The following is an 18093-nucleotide window of genomic DNA, read 5'->3' on the forward strand; positions in this document are numbered from 1 at the left end:
TACGTCACCGATGCAGGTGAGCGAAGCACGCCGCTTCCAGCAGCTGCGGGGCCATCTGTCCTATCTCAAACTCAACGACGCCGCCGAAGCACTGAACCGGGTGCTGGACCAGGCCCGCACCGAGCGGATGTCGCTGACCGCGGCACTGGAGCGGCTGCTGGAGATCGAGGTCGAGGCCACCGAGGCGCGTCGGCTCGCGGCCCGGGAACGCTTCGCCTGCTTGCCCGAGCCGTGGACCCTGTCCGACTTCGACTTCGCCGCGCAGCCCGGCGTCGACGAGAAGCTGATCCGCGACCTGGCCACCCTGCGTTTTTTGGACGACGCCAGCAACGTTCTGTTCGTGGGGCCGCCCGGGGTCGGCAAGACCATGCTGTCCGTCGCGCTCGGGCGGGCGGCGGTCGAGGCGGGCAACCGCGTCTACTTCACCACCGCGGCGGACCTGGCCGCCCGCTGCCACAAGGCCGCTCTGGAGGGCCGGTGGAAGACCTGCATGAACTTCTTCGCCGGCCCGAAGCTCTTGATCATCGATGAGCTGGGCTATCTTCCGCTGCCCGAGGACGGCGCATCAGCCCTGTTCCAGGTGATCAACCAGCGGTATCTGAAATCAAGCACGATCCTGACGACCAACGTCGGCATCGCCGACTGGGCCACCGCTTTCGGCGACGCCACGGTCGCCGCCGCGATGCTCGACCGGCTCCTGCACCGGGCCGCAGTCGCCGGCATCGACGGGCCCTCCTACCGGCTCCGCGGTCACCAGAGCCAGGCCGAAACCATCCGAGCCGGGGTGAACGCCCGTGTCTCCTGACAACACCCCCGACACCACCGAGGTCGAACCCGAGATGGCACGTCGCTGCCCGGTCTGCGAGACCGTCTTCACCGTCGCCTACGGTTTCAGCCGACAGGTCTTCTGCTCGCCCACCTGCAAAGCGGCCAACCGCAACAGCAAACCGGCCCGGCAGACCTGTCCGGTCTGCGAGAACGAATTCACCACGACGGTCGCCCGCCGCCGGACCTACTGCTCGGAAGAGTGCCGCGGCGCTGCCCGCACCAACGACGACATCCGGGACCGGCGCGTCTGTCTGGTCTGCAACGGCCCGTTCGAGGCCCTGAAAACCACCCGCCAGATCTACTGTTCCCCGGCCTGCCGAAAAGACGCCGAGCGCCGCCGCGACCAGGCACGAGACGAAGACCGCGCGCGTCGTCTCGGTGAGACCGCTTCTCTGCCGTCGTGGCCTGAGGTTTCTCCGCCGTCCAAGACTCTCAGCCGACCCCTCGCGCGTCAGCAAGCAGCCGCAGAACGTGACCCGCTGGAACCGACCGCGACCCGCAACTGTCCCCACTGCCAGCAGCCGGTCACCATCGTCGCGCTTCTCGCGACCCCCGAAGCCGCCCGCCCATCCGTCCCCACCACCAGCCCCGACATCGTTCCGCTGCGAAGGACTCAGTGACCGTCGTCCACTGACCGTCACTGATCACCGAGCCCGCCGACCTGACGGTCGGCGGGCTCACGCCGTCAGCCCATCGAACGCAACCGATCCAGTTCGCTCCCGATCCCGTCCCGCAATACGTCATGCTGCGGCCCCAGCCTGAACCCCTCGTCACTCCACCGGTCACCCGGATACAGCCACACAGGCTTGCCCACCAACTCGGCCGGCTCCCACTCGAACCGCGGCCAGACGTGAGCATGCAAGAACGGGTCGGTGTTCCCCAGAATCTCCAGGTTGACCCGGCGGAAGCCGGGGTCCAGGCGTCGACAGACGCGCTCAACGGCTTCTCCGAGCCGGTCCATGTCGGACAGAAACGACAGCCGCCTCGCCCTCGGCAGATCAGACAGCCGCTGAACACCTGGCTCGTCCACGAGGAGAACCGAGTAACCCGGCAAGAACTGAACGTCGCCGATCACCGCAAATCCCGACTCAAGCCGCCGCAGCACGGTCGGGTTCTCACCCCGCAGAGCAGCCCCGATCCGATCCATCCGCCAGTCACCAGTCATGGCCCCAACTTAGCCACCAGTGATCAAGGCCTGCTCTTCGCTCCCCAACCTCCCCACATACATCAAGAACCAACCAAGTGAGGCAAGGAGCGCCCCTGGCCGTTTTCACGAATCGCCATCAAGCATGGGAACTGGGTGCTCTACACGCCTGACGACTCGCTTTCCCTGACTGATCTCGGGGTTCTTCTGCGCTCGCAGAAGGTTGGGGAAGCTCGCCTGACACGTCCGCTCTTCGTGAAGGAGGAGTGGCTGGAGTCGCAGTACTTCCGAGACCACCTTCCGCTGGAGGGCGCCTCAGGCTGAGCGCTCGATTTGGCGAACGACGCCGGGCCCTGCGCTCAAAACACGATGAGATGCCGTGGGTCTTGCACTCGACGATCTTGGTCGGCAAGGTGTTCGGATGCGTGCTGATCTTGTTCCGGACAGCCTGTGGGAGCGGGTGGCCCCATTGCTGCCACCCGCTCCCGAACGACGCCACCGGAATCCCGGGCGGTTGCGTGTTCCTGACCGAACAGCACTCGCCGGCGTCCTGTTCGTACTGCGGACCGGTGTCGCCTGGCGGGACGTCCCGGCGGAGACCGTGGGCTGTTCCGGCGTGACGGCCTGGCGCCGGCTGAAGGACTGGACCGAGGCCAGCGTCTGGCCACGTCTGCACGCCGCCCTGCTGACCGAGCTTCGCCGCGCCGACCTGCTGGACCTGGACGACTGCTCCGTGGACGGATCGCACGTCCGGGCCCTCAAAGACATCTCAGGGGGATAAGAAGTCAAGAGGGACCGCGAGTCTTGATCACCACTGAGGCCGCTGATTGGCTGGCCAACATGAATGATCTCGGACCCGTTGCGTGGCCGCCTGCACCGATCAAGACCGAGAGGCTCGTGCTGCGTGAGCCCGAGGCCCGGGACCGTGCGGCGTTCATCGAGCTGCACGCCTCGTCGGAGGTGCACGCCTACCTCGGCGGCCCCCGCCCGCGTGACGAGCTGGAGCGCGAGATGCCCGAAGTGCCCGGGCGGCGGCCCGGGATCTTCGTCGTCGATCTCGAAGGGGCGATGATTGGCCAGATCCTGCTCAGGAGAGCAACGGAGCACCTTTGCCCCACTGCCGTGGGGAAGGTCGATCTCGGCTACCTGTTCCTGCCGCGAGCGTGGGGATTCGGGTATGCCGCCGAGGCGTGCGCGGCGGCGCTGGACTGGCTCGAAGACGTCCTTCCGGGTGAGCCGGTGGTGCTCGCCACCCAGACCGCCAACGCCCGTTCGATGCGCCTAGCGGCGAAGCTGGGGTTCACCGAAGCGGAGAGGTTCCGAGCCTGGGACGCCGATCAGTGGCTCGGCCTGCGGGCCCCGCTCACGCCCTCTGATTGAGTTCGCGCTCGACAGGTGGCTCTGTCGAAGTGCCGTTGTTCTCGTCGACGAAGTCGGTCGGGTTGGCGGGGGAGGCAGGCACTGGAAGGAGCGGTGCAAAGGCCTGCTGTTCGTCGAAATGCTGCTGGGTCTTGAGGCAGTGGTGGAGCTGGCCGAGGAAGCGGTTCAGCAAGTGCCGTTGTGCGGCGGCGTGCCAGTCTCCGTGCTCGCGTCGGCGTCGGTAGTGCGCGTTCGCTCCTGGTGAGGCGGTGAGGGCGGCGAAGGCCCAGAGGAAGCCGGCGTTGATGAGGCGGTTGTTCTTGACGAACCGGCGGCCGACGAAACGCTTCTTGCCAGAGGCCCGGGTGATGGGTGCGGATCCGGCGTACGACTTCAGCGCCCGGGCGTCGGCGAACCGTGCCCGGTCGTCGCCCAGCTCTGCGAGCACTCGGGCCCCGAGCATGGGCCCCAGGCCCGGGAAGCTGAGCAGGATCTCGCTGTCGGCGTGCTGGTGAAAGGCGGCTGTGGCCGCCTCCGCAAGGTCGTCCGCGGCCTGGCAGGTAGCGTCCAACTGCTTGAGCAGGGCCAGAAGCTGGTGACCGAAGGCAGCCTCGACACCGGGCAGCTGGTGGGCGTACTCGGCGCGGAAGACGTCCCGCAGCCGCTCGGCTTCCGCGTCGCAGCCGCGGAGGCGGCCACTGCGTTTGAGAGCGCCCCGCAACTGGGCGAGGGTGAGCTTCGCGGCCTTGGCCGGGGTCGGCGCCAGCGTGAGGACGACGCGGGCGTCAGCCCTGGTCAGACCGCCTTGCTTGCTCTGGAAGGCCAGCAGAGCAGCGGGGTAGTACTCGCGCAGGAGCGAGCGGACCTGGTTGGCGACCTGCTGCCGAGTCCAGACGGCGTCCTGCTGGGCTCGGGCCAGGACCGTGATGGCCTGGGCGAGTTCGGAGTCGGCCGGCAGAGGCCGGTGGGCATGCATGTCGGTGCGCAGGATGTTCGCTAGGACCGGGCGTCGCCCGGGTCGGACTTCTTTCGGCTGACGCCGTGGCGGTCGCGGTAGCGGGCGGCGGCGAGCGGGTTGATCGCGAAGACCCGACGGCTGCCGGTGCGCAGGCTCGCGACCAGGAGGCCGTGGCTGGTCTCGATGACCACCGGTATCGGATCGTCTGGGCTGTCACCGTGCTCGGCCAAGAGGTCCAGGAGCTTGTGGTAGCCGGCCGCGTCGTCGGTGATACGGGCTCTGGCGAGCAGAGTGCCGGCTTCGTCGACGAGGGCGACGTCGTGGTGACGCTCTGCCCAGTCAATACCGCAGAACACGGCCAAGCTGTCCTCCCAGATCCGTCCGTTTATGCAGGTCACGAGCACATGCGGGTCACGCGGCGCCCTAATCCAAGGACTCGTTGGTCCGCCATCTCAGTAGCCGTTCGCGACACCAGCGCACTCCAAGGGCTCGTTCTTTCTGCAGAGCTCGCGGGCTCGCGGATGAACAAGAGGTCGACCCTGGAGCGGGCTCGCGCCGTGACGATCAACGTCCGAGTAGTCCCTGCGAGTTTCGCGGTGACCACGGAGGCGCCGAGCTGCGCCGCTCTTGACAGAGGCCTCACGGGCCTGGAGAAACGGAGGCATCAACCCGACGCCCGCGTCATCACCGCGAGCCCCGCAACGGACAGCGATGCCGCTCTTTGAGGAGGCCTTTACGGCCAGGGGGGATCCAGGCATTCGCTGACCAGCTCGAGCAGTCGTCCCCGGTCGTTGCATGGGCCCGGGCCGTCTGCTTACGCACTGGATTAGGGGGGACCACGTTGGCCCCTCACCCGTCGACCGCGCACGCCCCGGCTCCAAGCACCACCTGATCGTCGACCGCCACGGAACTCCGCTCGCCGTCACCCTCACCGGCGGCAACCGACACGACATCACCCAGCTCCTGCCCCTGCTCGACGCGGTCCCGTCGATTCGGGGAGCTCGGGGACGCCCACGCCGCAAACCCCGGCGTCTGTACGCCGATCGGGGCTACGACTTCGACAAGTACCGCCGCCTGCTGTGGAAGCGTGGCATCAAGCCCGTGATCGCCCGACGTGGCGTCGCCCACGGCTCTGGACTGGGCAAGGTCCGCTGGGTGGTCGAGCGCGCATTCGCCTGGCTGCACCAGTTCAAACGGCTCCGCACCCGCTACGAACGACGCGCCGACCTCCACCAAGGTCTGCTCGACCTGGCCTGCAGCCTCATATGCCTCCGGACCTCATTCTGAAACGATCAGTAAGGCAACGTCGTGTGTCCTCTCGGCCCAGTCGATGCCGCAGTAGATCAACTCTTTCCTCCCCAGAGGTGCGGTGTTTGCGCTGGTTGCGAGCGCATGCGGGCCACGCAGCGACCTAATTCCAGGACTCGACCATCCGGTCGGTCCGCCACCTCACTAGCCGTTCGTGGCACCAGCGCACCCCACGGGCCCCGGTCTCATCGGGAGCTCTGAGGGCTCTGGAGTATCAGGAGGTCACCGTGCGGCGGGCTCGCACCACCAACACCAACGAGTGATCAAGCGGCCAGTGCTGACGGTGGCGACCTCGAGGACACCGAGCGCCGCCGCTGCCCAGACGGCTCCAGGCGTACGTTCGGTGCCCGCGAGGCTGCCACCACCTGCACTGTGGAAGGCCAGGATGAGCGAAGGGCATAGGTCCCCCGGCGCTCGAACGGACTGGTGGCTAACCCCGGTTCCCACGGCCCGTTACCAAGGAATTAGGACGGCTCCGACGCCGTGATCACACCAGCCACACCAAGATCATCACATCGTGATCGGCGAGACGATTCAGGTGCGGGTGCTGAGTCGCAAGGCCAGCAGACGGCGTAGCCGAGCGGAGGCCCCGCGAAGCGTCCCAAGTCTTGCCACCTCCTCCGCCTCAAGTTCCAGACGGTCGGCGAGTGCCAGCACAGCCGCGTAGGGTCGTTCCCCTGCTTCGAGCTTCGCTGCCACCGCATCAAGGACAGCGCGAAGAACGACGGAGTCCGCGGAGGGATGTTCCGCCAGCAGACGAAGAAGCCTGTTGTCGTTCCAGACACTGTCGCGAGCTGCGCTCAGATCAAAGAGGACAGCAGAGGGGGTGTGGGGATTGGTTGCCAGGGCCTGCCAGACGAAGGGATACGGACACTGCGCGAGACGCTGCAGGGCAGAGCCGTCCCTCTCTGTATGCGCAAGGGCAAGATAGTCAGTGGGGGTGGGCACCAGGCCGGCCTCTCCGGGTGGTCGAAACCGCGATCTTGCCACCGCTCGTCCGCTGCCAGCTGAGGCAGCCGTGCCCCACCTGCCTCAGCCGCCATTTACGGGACAACGCTTAGTGGTTGAGGATACCGGAGATGAGCAGGCCAAGCCTTGCCTACTGCTCTCCGATGTCCCAGCAGTCTTTGACTTCCTGAGCTTCGGCTTCCGGCAGCAAGGCTGCGAGCCGGTTCCAGATGACAGCATCGTCAGTCACCTGACAGACGCTACCGGCCAGCGCTGACACCCAGACGTCGCAGGCAGATGAGCATGACCGCGATTGCGGCAAAGCTCATGAAGGGTTCGAGCTTGCGCTCATAGCGCCGATGCAGGCGAGGCGGAACGGACGGTTCGCAAGTGGGGGTGCTGGCCCCTCCCGGGACGCAGCACACATTGTGACCTTGGCTCCTTCTCGCTGGCACAGCCCTCGCAGCAGCCATCTTGTGGGGCTATCAGGCTGCACTCGAGTCCGTCAAGAAGATCCAAGCTCGCTTGGCTTTGAGGGTTGCTTTACAAGATAAGACGCAACGAGCGGAAAGATAACTACAGAAAGTAGGGCCGCAGCCACAAGAGCAACGTAGTTTTGTGGGCGTATCAGGTTGAGAGTGACACCAATCGTGCCACCGACGACGGGAATGCTGAGCGTTGTGGACTGAAGAAGCCCTGCTGTCAACATTTCCTTTCGACCATTCAAAACAGAGCGATAAAGCAACGCCGGAACAGCACGCACAAGCAGAATGGCACCCAGGAAAATAGGAACCTTCGCAAGCGTAGACCCACTGCTGATGAATGCACGAACATCAAGCGCCATGCCGGTTGAAACGAAGAAGTAGGGGATCAAGGCACCGAATCCAACCGCTTGGATCTTTACCCTGAAAAGCCTGTGCGTCATAGCCCTGTCACGATCGATCAAGGAAATAGTGGCACCAGCGAAGAAGGCCCCTAGAATAGCTTCGAGTCCGAACGCTGTCGCCAGTGCAGAAAACCCCATCAAGAGAGCCACGGCTGCACGAACACGAATCTCCGCTGTAGTTTCTTGCAGAGCTTGCAGACTTTCCGAAATCCAACGCCAGTGCTGAAGTCCCAAAAATACTAGGCCGATGACGGCCACCATTGCTGCGAACGTGATGAGGAGCGTGATCTGGGATCCTATCCCGTGGGATTTTTCAGAGAACAGAAGCGACAGCGCCACCACAGGCACGACTTCGGCCAGGGACGCACCAGCGACGACTACTTTCCCGGTAGTTGTGTCAATTATCCCGTTATCCTTGAGAACAGGGATAATTATCCCAAGCGCTGTGGCCAAGAGAATAACAGCGATCAATGACGGACTTTTGACCAGGTCGACTGCCCCGAGAAAAAAGCCCACCACGACGGCCAGTACGGCTGACGCAGCGAACGCCTTGAGCGCCGTCCAGGCTACAGGACCTCGAAGCTGATCGAATTGAATCTCAAGGCCCGCGATAAAGAGAAGGAACGAGAGTCCGATCGTGGACAGTACCTTGACGGGTTCATCATTGTGAGCCCATTCGAGCCCCTGCGGGCCTACAGCTGAACCGAGCAGGATCAGTAGTACCAGTTCAGGTATGGGCAAACGTATGACCCGCACCAGTAGCGGTGCAACGACCGCCAATACTGCCACTACCGCTGCCGAGGTCAGCGACATAAGGCGCCCCTTGCTCGGTGGGAAAAGTACATTGCACCAGATCATTCGACACGTACTACTTCTGGTGCCCGCGATCTCTCACAACTTCGACCTCTCACTCTAAGCACACGCCAGTATCCGCGCACCTGGAAGATCGGCGTGTTTCAGGAGTGCGCAGCCCCGCCTTGCGTGTTGACCAGCGGTCCAGCCCGACTACCTGTACAGGTATCTCAAGCTTGAGGGCTCATGCTGCGCAAGCTTTAGACGGGGTAAGCGGGCGGCCATATCGCCTCGACGCGACTCATGATCCACGCGCGCGGGCGATGCGTGAATCATGGCCTGGGAAGCCGGGGAGGGTCTCGCCGTCACGACCACGCGGCGGTGGAGCATCATTGACTTAGGGACCCCCGGTCCATACGGTCGGCTCGGGCCAGCACCGACAACCCGGTGATATCGTCCAGGCTTTCGCCGAGCCACTTCCTCCTCGGCAGCCCGTCACCCTTTCGCGCAGCATCGGCCCGGTGAACACCTCGGCACCACAAGCCTCGATCGGCCAGACTCAGGCGTGCCAGAGGTCGCTGAGGACCAGCGGACTCACAGGCTCAGTGAGCGTTTTCAGTGTGGCCACTGATCGGGTGACAGCGCGGTGTGGGAGGTTGGGATGCGCAACGGACAGGGCTCCCGTGCCGTTGAGGGAGGTGTTCGACGTCTCGACTCAGCAGCACAGGAGCCCTATTGGTTCCATATCCTGCCGCACTCGATCTGCCCCACGCCCTGGTCGAGTGGGTCACGATGCTCATCGTCACCCGTGAGGGTGACCGACGGTGCAAACTCCCGCCGCACCGCCGTGCGCTGGTCGCACTCGTGTACCTGCGTCGTCACGACACCCTCACGAGGATCGCTGCGGGCTTCGGCATATCCGTCGGCACCGCCCATACCTACGTCACCGCGGTCACCGGCCTGCTTGCCGAGCAGGCGCCGGGTCTACTGAAGACGCTCCATGCGCACGCCCCGGACTTCGTCCTCCTGGACGGCACGCTCGCAGAGTGCGACCGTGTCAGCGACGGCAGGGCCGACTACTCCTCGAAACACAAGCGGCACGGGGTGAACGTGCAGGTCGTCACGGACCCGGCCGGCAAGATTCTGTGGCTGTCGCCGGCACTGCCGGGCCGGACCCACGATCTGACAGCCGCCCGCACCCACAAGACCCTCCGGAACTGTGCACGCCAGGGCGTCCCGATCCTCGCCGACATGGCCTACATCGGTGCCGGCGACTGGGTCACCACCGCCAGGCGCCGCCCGCCAGGCGGTGAACTCACCCTCACCGAGCGGACCGGCAACCGAGCACTGTCCGCAGCCCGGACAACCGTCGAACGAGGCATGGCACGGCTGAAGTCCTGGCAGATCTTCCGCAGATCCCGCATCAGCCCCAACCGCATGAGCGTCATCACCAAAGCCGTCCTCACCCTGGAGAAGCAACGCTGAAAATGCTCAGTGAGCCTCACGGTAAGCATCACGGATCTTGGATGGGATGCGGCCCCGATCGCTGACCTGGTGACCGTTCTCCCGCGCCCACGCGCGCATCTCGTCTGCGGTGGGACCATCGCCCGACTCAGCCTTACGCGATCGCACCACAGACTTCGTTCGTCCAGCCTTGCGTCCCTTGTCAATAAACGGAGCGAGCGCCTCGTACAGCTTGTCGTAGCTATCCGGCGTGAGGTCGATCTCGTAACGCACTCCGTCGAGCGAGAAGTCGTGGGTCTGGGCTTCCTCGGATTCAACACCTGTGAGGTCGTCCGTGTAAACAGTAACAATTTTCTGGGCCATGGTCGGATGCTACCTAGATCGCCGACTGAAATCACCTGGAACATCAATTTCTGCTCGTTCCGTGTCCCAGAATCATGATGATCGAGGCTTCGAACCTCGACGAGTCAGACATTCAGGACCAAAACGCTTGCGCGGCTACGCTCCGTTTCAACTGGGAGCGCAGTAACTTGGACGCCCTTTCATTTGGTCAGTCCGCGCTGCCGAATGAGGGCCGCGGCGATGGCGGTGGAGGCGAGGAAGTGTTCCGGCCGCGCTCGTAGCGGTTGGAGGCTTCAGCAGTCGGCGAGCCAGGACACCGTTCGCTCCACGACCCAACGGTGCTGGCCCGAGGGGCCGGGGACGACTCGATGCCTTTGGGGGCGCTGCGGTGCCGGATGTCGCTGTAAGCGAGCCACCGCTCCAGCTAGCCGCAAGTCTAATAGGCATGTGGGTTGGCTGTTGGCCAGTCCAGGTAGGTGCCGGACGGGACGTCTGGTCTGTAAGCAGCATCGTGAGTGCTTCGACAAGAGCAATGTGCTCTCGCCCCTGCCGTCACGGGATCGCTCGCCGTACCGTTCCGTGATTCGAGCCATTCCCGGGGCCACCTCCCCATCAGCCGGAACCGTCGAGCTCGGGTCTGCTGCAGGTTTGGGTGAGGTTGTCCTGCCCCACGGTTTGGGTTCCAGCTGCGGTGGCTAACCGGCAGCCGGGATGGTGTCGTTCTCGGAGAGTAGTTCGTGCTCGATGGGGGTGCGGTAGCCCAGTGCTGAGTGTTGTCTCTGGCGGTTGTGGAAGATCTCGATGTACTCGAAGATCGCGTTGGCCGGTTCGACCCGGGTCTTCCACCGCTGGCGGTTGAGCAGCTCGATCTGCATCGAGGACCAGAACGATTCCGTCATCGCGTTGTCCAGGCCGTCCCCGACGGTGCCGAACGAGGGCAGAAGGCCGGCGGAGCGGATCCGCTTCCCGAAGACCCAGGAGGTGAACTGGGTGCCGTGATCGGCGTGAACGATCCCGCCCGGCTCGGGGCGGCGGTTGCGGAGGGCCATGTCCAGCGCGTTGACCCCGGGGGTGGAGTCCTGCCTGGAATCGATGGACCAGCCCACGATCCTGCGGCTGAACGCATCCAGGACCGCCGCGCAGCAGACCCGCCCTTGCCTGGTGCGGTGCTGCGTGATGCCGGTGACCCACAGCTCGTCGGGACGCAGCCGATGGAACTTCCGGGTGACCAGGTCCTCGGCGGTGGCGATGCCCCGCAGCCGCTTGATCCGCACCGGCTTGGGGCAGGCCATGGATGTCGGCCTGCGTCATCAGCACCGACACGGTCCTGGAGGAGACCTGGATACCCATGCCCAGGGTGAGCTCGGCGTGGACACGGCGGTAGCCGTAGGTGCCGCGGGAGGCGACGTGGACCTCCCGGATCAGCCCGGCCGGCCACTCCCGCCGCAGCTGCCGCGGTGTGGCCGGTGCGCGCTTGTGCTTGGAGTGGTTCTGCCGGGCAACGCCAAGGATCCGGCAGCACCGGTCGACCGGTCCCCGGCATCGACGAGGCGGCAGGTCACCGGGTAAAGCCTTTTGGGGCCGGCTTGTCCTCGCCGAGGAACGTCGCCGCCTGCCGGACGATCCCCAGTTACCGGTAGTTCGTTAAATCCGGCGGTAGAGGTCAATGCCGTGCCCGGTGGTGACGGCGTCGATCAGGGCCTGGAGCTCGGAGGGTGGGTCCGTGTCCGTCCAGGCACATCGTCTTCGAGGACGAGGTGGGGTTTTCCATGACACCGCCGCGGGCCCGCACCTGGGGCCGACGTGGGCACACGCCCGTGGTCCGGGTGCGCGGCCGCTCCTGGCGCCGCTGGTCGATCGCCGCCATGTGCTGCTACAAGCAAGGAGAAACCTCCCGGCTGATCTACCGGCCGCGGCGCCACCGCAAGCACAAAGGCAAAGGGCGCGACAGCCTCTCCTGGCGCGACTACCGCGACCTGGCGGTGCGCGCGCACCTCCAGCTCAAGGCCCCGATCGTGCTCGTCTGGGACAATCTCAATACCCATCTCGCCGCCGGCATGCGCCAGTACGCGGACGATCATGACTGGCTCGCCATCGTCCAACTGCCCTCTTATGCGCCGGACTTGAATCCGGCGGAAGGCGTCTGGTCGCTGTTACGGCGCGGCCCGCTGGCCAACACCGCCTTCACCAACGACGACCACCTCGAACGCACCCTCCGCCGCGGACTTCGCCATATCCAGTTACGGCCCGACCTCATCGACGGCTGCCTTGCTGGCACCGGACTCAGCCTCACCCACCACCCGACAACAATCCGAGGAGATCAGTAGGTCTCCAGCTCACAGATCCGCCGACGAGCGACCCGCAACTTCGCAGACTCGCTCGACGGCGTTCCCGGCCGCCGCCCGTTGTCGATGCCGTCCTGCCGCAACCACTTCGACAACGTGACGGGATGGATACCGAGCTCCACCGCGGTTTGCATGGCCTGCTTGCCGGCACGGGCCAGCGCGACGACACACGCCCGGAACTCCGGAGGACAGGGACGAGGCATGACTGCCAGCCTTCCGTGAAGGACTGTCAGTCAGCCACCAGAACTGGAACCCAGGACGTGGGGCAGGTCAAGATGTCACCCGATCGTGCAGCAGACCCTACCGACCTGGTGGGAACGTGGCTGGCGATCTGAGCCGTAGCACTGTCGTGCGCCAATGTGTACTGCTCGGTGGCTAAATTGTCCCGGTGCGTTGAGTCGATGAGCGCAAAGGGCAATCAACGACTGGTCCAGCTTGACTGAGGCAGAGCTGCCGCCGCCTTGTGAAATCTGGTGGGCTTGCAGTGGAGTGGCGTGCTCGTTTCTCGGCGATGTCGTCAGTCGGATGAGGCCGCAGCCCTTGGGGATCGGTCCGACCCCGATTTTGGGCCCCAGGCCGAGACGGAATGCGCAGCAATCATGCGACGCGATACGCACCCGGCCCTCCGACCTACGACACCCGAGAGAAATTTGCGCCCCGAAAAGGTTCACGGGTCTGGCACTCGTGCCAGACCCGTGAACTGGTCTAGCTCAGCCGATACCCCCCGGGAACAAATCTCGACCCTTTTTCGGGATAATTGGAATAGATTGTCGATCCGACAGCACTAGCGCAAATCGGCGGCTGTGTAGAATTCACTCTCGATCAGAAGGCTCTCGTAATTCGTCTTGTCGACAGACTGCGGCTCAAGCTCGTACGTAGGTACAATCTTCAACCCATTGTCCGTGCTCGTATTGATCTTGGCCTGCCGATGCTGGACCATTTCATAGACCATGTTCGCGGCTTTCCGGGCCAGCTCGCGGAAGTCCTTGAAGACAGTTTCGGTCTGCTGTCCATCGATGATGGATTTTATAGACGGCTTTTCGGCATCCTGGCCGGTGATGATCGGGAGAGGTTTACTACCGGAACCATACCCATCTTCCTTGAGGGCGGCCAGAACCCCCAAAGAGATGCCATCATACGGTGACAGCACCGCATCGACTTTTTTACTGTCGTAAGCAGTAGTAAGCAGCGATTTCATGCGCTTCTGCGCATTGGCGCCATCCCAACGCGGCGTGGTGATCTGGCTGATTTCGGTCTGACCGGACTGAACGATCAGCTGCTTGTTTTCCAAATAGGGCCGCAGCAAATCCATTGAGCCGTTGAAGAAAAGCTTCGCATTACTATCATCTGCAGAGCCAGCAAAAAGTTCGATGTTGAATGGGCCTTTCCCTTCTTCAAGACCAAGCTTGTCAATGATATATCGGGCCTCGAGGCGACCTACCTGGTCATTATCAAAAGTGATGTAGTAGTCAACGTTGGGCGTGTTGAGTATCAGGCGATCGTAGGCGATGACGGGTATGTTCGCGTCGGAGGCCCGCTGAAGCACATCGGTGAGCGACTTGGCGTCAATCGCGGCAATAACCAATGCGTCAACACCCTGATCGATCAGATGATTGATCTGGGAAACCTGCCGGGAGGGAATGTTGTCCCCGTAAACCAAGTTCGTCTCGTACCCCCCGCTATGAAGGTTCTTCACGACGTCATTTCCATCCCTGATCCAGCGCTCAGAGGTCCGGGTCGGCATGGAAATACCGATTACACCGCTCCCTTCTGTACCGCCAGCATCACTCTGGCCGCACCCTGACAAGACAAGGGAAAGGGAGGCTGCTCCGGCAATGCCGACCAGAGCGGACCTACGGTAGCGCATTAGCGAACTTTCCTTACTCTCTCGAAGCTTTGGGAGACAGCCAAAGCCATACTGCCCTCAAAAGAATTACACGGGAGCGACATGACGCATCCCCACGATGGCGAACTGCATCGCGTCGGGTTCTTCTACCTCAACAAAGCCGAGCTCCCTCTCACGACTCGGACCATGGCCGGATCATCGAGTAGACAACTGGATCTTTTTTATAGACGCGAGATTTGAATTGAGATTTTCGACCCGATTGCCCGATACGCATTGAAGGAACAGCGCAAAGGAGTCAGAATACAGAACATCGATGTGGCGGCACGCATCGTCGCGGCACGCATCCAACCGGAATCTGACCTCTGTGACACCTTCGGCAACTTGTCAGATTTCATGCTGCGCCGGCCAGCATGCGGTAATGCTAGAGGTAAGCGAAATGCCGTCAAGCATTCGAAGCGCTTCTATCACACCAAAGGGCACAAGTAGCGCACAAAGAGGCAGGGCTTCGCTTCATGGAAAACCGAAATGATGGAAAATTCAGTGCGAAACCTGTACCGATCGACGCACGTTCGAGAACGTCTTTCGCTTCGTGAAAACCTACGGGCCTGACGCCCTATTCGCCTCTAGTTGGGTATATGTCCTGGTAACGAGCTTGTTGCGACTCAGCTAGCTTCTTCAGCGTTGCTGCTCCAGGGTGAGAATGACTTTGGCGATTGACATCTGCGGTTCGGACTGCCTCGGGATCTGCGGAAGATCCGCCAGCGCTTCAGTCGTGCCACGCAGCGCTCGACCGGTGCCCGTGTCGCGGCCAGGGCCCGGTCGAGGGTCTTCTCGGTGAGGGTGAGTTCCTGCCGGGGTCTGCGTTTGATGCCCGTGGTCACCCAGGGGCCGCCGCCCTGATAGGCGAGGTCGGCCAGGGCGGGGACGCCCTGGCGCTCGCAAATCCGGATGATCCGGTAGGTGCAGGCGACGGTCAGGTCGTGAGCCCGGCCCGGCAATGCGGATGACAGCCACAACAGCCCGCCGTCCAAATCGGTGACCACCTGCACGTTCCTCCCGTGCCGACGGTGCTTGTGGGAGTAGCCGGCCCGCCCGTCGCCGACCCGGTCGCACTCGGCGAGCGTGCCGTCCAGGCAGGAAAAATCGGCATCGGCATCGGCATCGCGCAGGATCTTCAGCAGACCCGGTGCGCGTTCGGCGAGCAGGTGGAGGACTGCACTGGGGTAGGCGTGGACGGTGGACTCCCTGATCCCGAACCCGGCAGCGATCTTCGCCAGGATGGTGTGCTCGCGCATCGCCAGATGCGCCGACCTTCCCGACACCGGCGATGCGGCCGTCTTCACGCTCCGGCTGCTGGCCTGGCGCACCCTGCAGCTGACCGCCGAGGTGAAGGAGCTCGCTTACTGGGTCACCAAGGCTGTGCGCCACTGCCATCCGCAGCTTTTGGACGTCGTCGGTGTCGGGCCCGACAGTGCCGCTGCCCTTCTGATCGCCGCTGGCAACAACCCAGAGCGGCTGAGCAGTGAGGCGTCGTTCGCTGCGCTATGCGGCGTCAGCCCTGTCGAGCAGTCTTCTGGGAAGACCCAGCGTCGGAGGCTGAACCGCGGGCAACACCGCCCTCTATCGCATCGTTGTGACTCGCCTGCGCCGTGATGCCCACATACAGCTCTACCTCAGGCGACGCACGAAACAGGGCATGTTCAAGCGCGAGATCATCCGCTGCCTAATGGAGCTCAGCGGGTCGTAGGAGAGATTACGGTCCGTAGCCGTCAGCAGGTGAGCATTACCGTTGCCTGAACCATTGCGAGTTCTGGTTTGAGACCGTGCCCTTGCTGATCGGCCGGGAGGCCTGACTTCTGATGGGATGGCGTGCCCGCCGGACGGTTGGGCGTGAGCACTGGATCCATTAGGGCGAGAGCCGCGCCTTTTGCAGGCTGCTTCAGAGCGACGGGCGGGGAAGGGCGGGGATGCAGGTGCTGTTCATCGGCGACGACTGGGCCGAAGACCACGCGCGCCACGAGGCGCTTGAAGTCGAGCGGGGGTGAGAGACCTTCGACTCCTGGCCGTCGCAGCGGTCGGGTGAAGCTGAGGGCAACCTGATCCGGGAGACGCCGGGGAGGGTGGGAGCAGCCCTGACAACGCCGGGACGTGCCAGTACTGCCAGATGGTGCGGGTCCGGTCAGCGAGACGGGAAGGTGTACGAGAGGAACCGGTGTCTGACGCCCCTTAACGGCCCACCAGCTCAAATCTGGCGGATATGGGCTGGTCGCGGTGCGTACCTGCTTCTTGTGCGAGAGCGGGTAACTCCTGGTCGCCATGTGATCAACGGCCAGGAGGCCACGGTGAATGTCTGCGGCGTAGTCGTGGCGATGCCGCAGGGGTAGAGCTGGGCGCCTCACCCGTCGATCGACTTTCAAGTGAACGTGGGAACCGTCCGGTGTCGTCCTCGCCTCGTGCAGCCAGTGCGGTGGAAGGACAGGCGCGTCGTCTGCTGTTGGCGCCGGGCGGGACGGAGGCTCCGTAGTAGTCCGAGGCCGGGAAAGCCGACCGCATGGCGAAGGGGGCCAGCAAGTCAGTGGTGGAAGTGCTGGAAGACCAGGAGGACGCTGGTGAATACGAGTAATCTGCCGTCCGGCTCGTTCCGGGCCGAGCGGCGGGTACTGGAGATCCAGACCAAGCTGCACCGTTGGGCGATTGACGATCCTCATCATCGGTTCGACGATCTGTACAACCTCGTCTGTGATCCCGCTTTCCTGGCCATGGCCTGGGAACGGGCCGCGGGGAACAAGGGCGCGTGCTCGGCCGGAGTGGACGGCATGACCGTCGCCTTCGTCCGGGAACGGTTCGGCGAGGCAGGATTCCTCGCCGACCTGCGGGAACAGCTGAAGTCCCGCAGTTTCCGTCCGGTGCGGGTCAGGGAACGGATGATCCCCAAGCCGGGGTCGCGCAAGCGACGTCGCCTCGGGATTCCGACCGTGGCCGACCGGGTGGTCCAGGCGTCCTTGAAGCTGGTGCTGGAGCCGATCTTCGAGGCGGACTTTGCTCCGTGCTCGTACGGCTTCCGCCGCAACCGGCGGGCGCACGACGCGATGGCCGAGACGCGCTTTCTGGCATCCAAGACCTATGAGTGGGTGCTGGAGGGCGACATCACGGCCTGTTTCGACGAGATCTCGCACTCGGCCCTGATGGACCGGGGGCGGGCTCGGGTCGGGGACAAGCGCGTGCTCGCGCTGGTGAAGGCGTTCTTGAAGGCGGGCATCCTCACCGAGGTTGGCACCTCCAAGGAGACGGTCACCGGCACCCCGCAGGGCGGGATTCTCTCGCCGCTGCTGGCCAATGTGGCCCTCTCGGTCCTGGACGAGCACTTCACCCAGATCGAGGGCGGGCCGCAGACCAGTCCGAAGCGACGGTTCACCCGGCGCCAGAAGGGGTTGGCCAACCACCGGTTGATCCGGTATGCGGACGACTTCGTCATTCTGGTGTCGGGCACCCGAGCACACGCGGAAGCACTGCTTCCCGAAGTGGCGAAGATCCTCTCCACCGTCGGCCTGCGGCTGTCGGAGGAGAAGACGCTGATCACGCACATCGATGAGAGCCTCGACTTCCTCGGCTGGCGCATCCAGCGTCACCAGAAGCGAGGAACCGACCGGCAGTACGTCTACAACTACCCGGCCAAGAAGGCACTTCGGTCCATCAAGGCCAAGACGAAGACGCTGTGCCGGATGAACGTCAGCCTGCCGCCGACAGTCCTGCTGCATCGGCTCAACCAGGTGCTGCGGGGCTGGACCGCCTACTCCCGCCCCGGGGTATCCGCCCGAGCCTTCCGATACCTGCGCATGATCGTCTGGCGTCAGGTCTTTGGATGACTCCGGC

At 63.9% G+C, this 18093-nt stretch carries 11 protein-coding genes and 7 pseudogenes; 9 read left to right on the forward strand and 9 right to left on the reverse strand.

Annotated elements, in window-relative coordinates:
* The first annotated feature begins 10 nt into the window (after positions 1 to 10).
* Together istB and ACICHK_RS42210 are read left to right on the forward strand one after the other, a co-directional pair.
* On the forward strand, positions 11 to 805 hold the full coding sequence (gene istB / locus ACICHK_RS42205; protein ID WP_406841913.1) for an IS21-like element helper ATPase IstB: 795 nt from the start codon (positions 11 to 13) through the stop codon (positions 803 to 805).
* Entirely contained in the window at positions 795 to 1448 is a 654-nt protein-coding gene (locus ACICHK_RS42210) for a hypothetical protein (protein WP_406841612.1), read from the forward strand. Before istB ends, ACICHK_RS42210 begins: the two co-directional genes overlap by 11 nt.
* 65 nt (positions 1449 to 1513) lie before the next feature.
* On the opposite strand, the gene ACICHK_RS42215 is transcribed toward ACICHK_RS42210, so the two are convergent.
* Complete coding sequence (locus ACICHK_RS42215; protein WP_406841613.1) at positions 1514 to 1993, reverse strand: HIT family protein; 480 nt, start codon at positions 1991 to 1993, stop codon at positions 1514 to 1516.
* Between the two features lie 400 nt (positions 1994 to 2393).
* Here ACICHK_RS42215 and ACICHK_RS42220 point away from each other — a divergent pair.
* Both ACICHK_RS42220 and ACICHK_RS42225 read left to right on the forward strand, forming a co-directional pair.
* Positions 2394 to 2735 (forward strand): annotated as a pseudogene (locus ACICHK_RS42220) (transposase); the annotation flags it as partial.
* A gap of 77 nt (positions 2736 to 2812) precedes the next feature.
* Positions 2813 to 3352, forward strand: coding sequence for a GNAT family N-acetyltransferase (locus ACICHK_RS42225; RefSeq protein ID WP_406841914.1), 540 nt, complete (start codon positions 2813 to 2815; stop codon positions 3350 to 3352).
* Here the strand turns inward: ACICHK_RS42225 and ACICHK_RS42230 are convergent.
* A pseudogene (locus tag ACICHK_RS42230) lies at positions 3336 to 4666 on the reverse strand (IS110 family transposase). The gene ACICHK_RS42225 and the pseudogene ACICHK_RS42230 sit on opposite strands and share 17 nt — an antisense overlap.
* A 454-nt stretch (positions 4667 to 5120) precedes the next feature.
* Here ACICHK_RS42230 and ACICHK_RS42235 point away from each other — a divergent pair.
* Positions 5121 to 5576 (forward strand): annotated as a pseudogene (locus ACICHK_RS42235) (IS5 family transposase); the annotation flags it as partial.
* 1474 nt (positions 5577 to 7050) lie between these two features.
* Here the strand turns inward: ACICHK_RS42235 and ACICHK_RS42240 are convergent.
* On the reverse strand, positions 7051 to 8244 hold the full coding sequence (locus ACICHK_RS42240; protein ID WP_406841614.1) for a cation:proton antiporter: 1194 nt from the start codon (positions 8242 to 8244) through the stop codon (positions 7051 to 7053).
* A 714-nt stretch (positions 8245 to 8958) separates the two neighbouring features.
* On the opposite strand from ACICHK_RS42240, the gene ACICHK_RS42245 reads away from it, so the two are divergent.
* Positions 8959 to 9708: a transposase family protein gene (locus ACICHK_RS42245; RefSeq protein WP_406841615.1), complete on the forward strand. Its 750-nt coding sequence runs from the start codon at positions 8959 to 8961 to the stop codon at positions 9706 to 9708.
* Between the two features lie 6 nt (positions 9709 to 9714).
* On the opposite strand, the gene ACICHK_RS42250 is transcribed toward ACICHK_RS42245, so the two are convergent.
* The 3 genes and pseudogenes from ACICHK_RS42250 to ACICHK_RS42260 all read right to left on the reverse strand — a co-directional run.
* Positions 9715 to 10050 (reverse strand): Lsr2 family protein, encoded by a 336-nt coding sequence (locus ACICHK_RS42250; protein ID WP_406841616.1) that lies wholly within the window; start codon positions 10048 to 10050, stop codon positions 9715 to 9717.
* 179 nt (positions 10051 to 10229) lie between these two features.
* A pseudogene (locus tag ACICHK_RS42255) lies at positions 10230 to 10453 on the reverse strand (IS5/IS1182 family transposase); the annotation flags it as partial.
* A gap of 271 nt (positions 10454 to 10724) precedes the next feature.
* Positions 10725 to 11659: pseudogene (locus tag ACICHK_RS42260) on the reverse strand (IS3 family transposase); the annotation flags it as partial.
* A 139-nt stretch (positions 11660 to 11798) separates the two neighbouring features.
* Between ACICHK_RS42260 and ACICHK_RS42265 the strand changes: the two are divergent.
* Positions 11799 to 12356 (forward strand): transposase, encoded by a 558-nt coding sequence (locus ACICHK_RS42265; RefSeq protein WP_406841617.1) that lies wholly within the window; start codon positions 11799 to 11801, stop codon positions 12354 to 12356.
* A gap of 2 nt (positions 12357 to 12358) precedes the next feature.
* On the opposite strand, the pseudogene ACICHK_RS42270 reads toward ACICHK_RS42265, so the two are convergent.
* The 3 genes and pseudogenes from ACICHK_RS42270 to ACICHK_RS42280 all read right to left on the reverse strand — a co-directional run.
* A pseudogene (locus ACICHK_RS42270) lies at positions 12359 to 12577 on the reverse strand (transposase); the annotation flags it as partial.
* Between the two features lie 581 nt (positions 12578 to 13158).
* A complete protein-coding gene (chvE, locus tag ACICHK_RS42275; protein WP_406841618.1) occupies positions 13159 to 14241 on the reverse strand; it encodes a multiple monosaccharide ABC transporter substrate-binding protein in 1083 nt (360 codons plus the stop codon).
* Positions 14242 to 14895: 654 nt separating this feature from the next.
* Positions 14896 to 15515 (reverse strand): annotated as a pseudogene (locus ACICHK_RS42280) (transposase family protein); the annotation flags it as partial.
* Here ACICHK_RS42280 and ACICHK_RS42285 point away from each other — a divergent pair.
* Positions 15499 to 15873, forward strand: coding sequence for a transposase (locus tag ACICHK_RS42285; protein ID WP_406841619.1), 375 nt, complete (start codon positions 15499 to 15501; stop codon positions 15871 to 15873). The pseudogene ACICHK_RS42280 and the gene ACICHK_RS42285 sit on opposite strands and share 17 nt — an antisense overlap.
* Before the next feature lie 956 nt (positions 15874 to 16829).
* Positions 16830 to 18086 carry a group II intron reverse transcriptase/maturase gene (gene ltrA, locus ACICHK_RS42290; protein WP_406841620.1) on the forward strand — a complete coding sequence of 419 codons (1257 nt, stop codon included), beginning with the start codon at positions 16830 to 16832 and terminating at the stop codon, positions 18084 to 18086.
* Positions 18087 to 18093 lie beyond the last annotated feature (7 nt).

Origin of the sequence: Streptomyces sp. AHU1, from assembly GCF_045343905.1 — a bacterium.
Taxonomy (GTDB): Bacteria; Actinomycetota; Actinomycetes; order Streptomycetales; family Streptomycetaceae; genus Streptomyces; species Streptomyces triticiradicis.

What these genes read in the sequence shown, in the direction of transcription:
- ACICHK_RS42240 (WP_406841614.1), bottom strand. Translation starts at nt 8,244, where the DNA reads ATGTCGCTGACCTCGGCAGCGGTAGTGGCAGTATTGGCGGTCGTTGCA.
- ACICHK_RS42265 (WP_406841617.1), top strand. Translation starts at nt 11,799, where the DNA reads ATGACACCGCCGCGGGCCCGCACCTGGGGCCGACGTGGGCACACGCCC.
- chvE (WP_406841618.1), bottom strand. Translation starts at nt 14,241, where the DNA reads ATGCGCTACCGTAGGTCCGCTCTGGTCGGCATTGCCGGAGCAGCCTCC.
- istB (WP_406841913.1), top strand. Translation starts at nt 11, where the DNA reads ATGCAGGTGAGCGAAGCACGCCGCTTCCAGCAGCTGCGGGGCCATCTG.
- ACICHK_RS42250 (WP_406841616.1), bottom strand. Translation starts at nt 10,050, where the DNA reads ATGGCCCAGAAAATTGTTACTGTTTACACGGACGACCTCACAGGTGTT.
- ACICHK_RS42215 (WP_406841613.1), bottom strand. Translation starts at nt 1,993, where the DNA reads ATGACTGGTGACTGGCGGATGGATCGGATCGGGGCTGCTCTGCGGGGT.
- ACICHK_RS42285 (WP_406841619.1), top strand. Translation starts at nt 15,499, where the DNA reads ATGGTGTGCTCGCGCATCGCCAGATGCGCCGACCTTCCCGACACCGGC.
- ACICHK_RS42225 (WP_406841914.1), top strand. Translation starts at nt 2,813, where the DNA reads ATGAATGATCTCGGACCCGTTGCGTGGCCGCCTGCACCGATCAAGACC.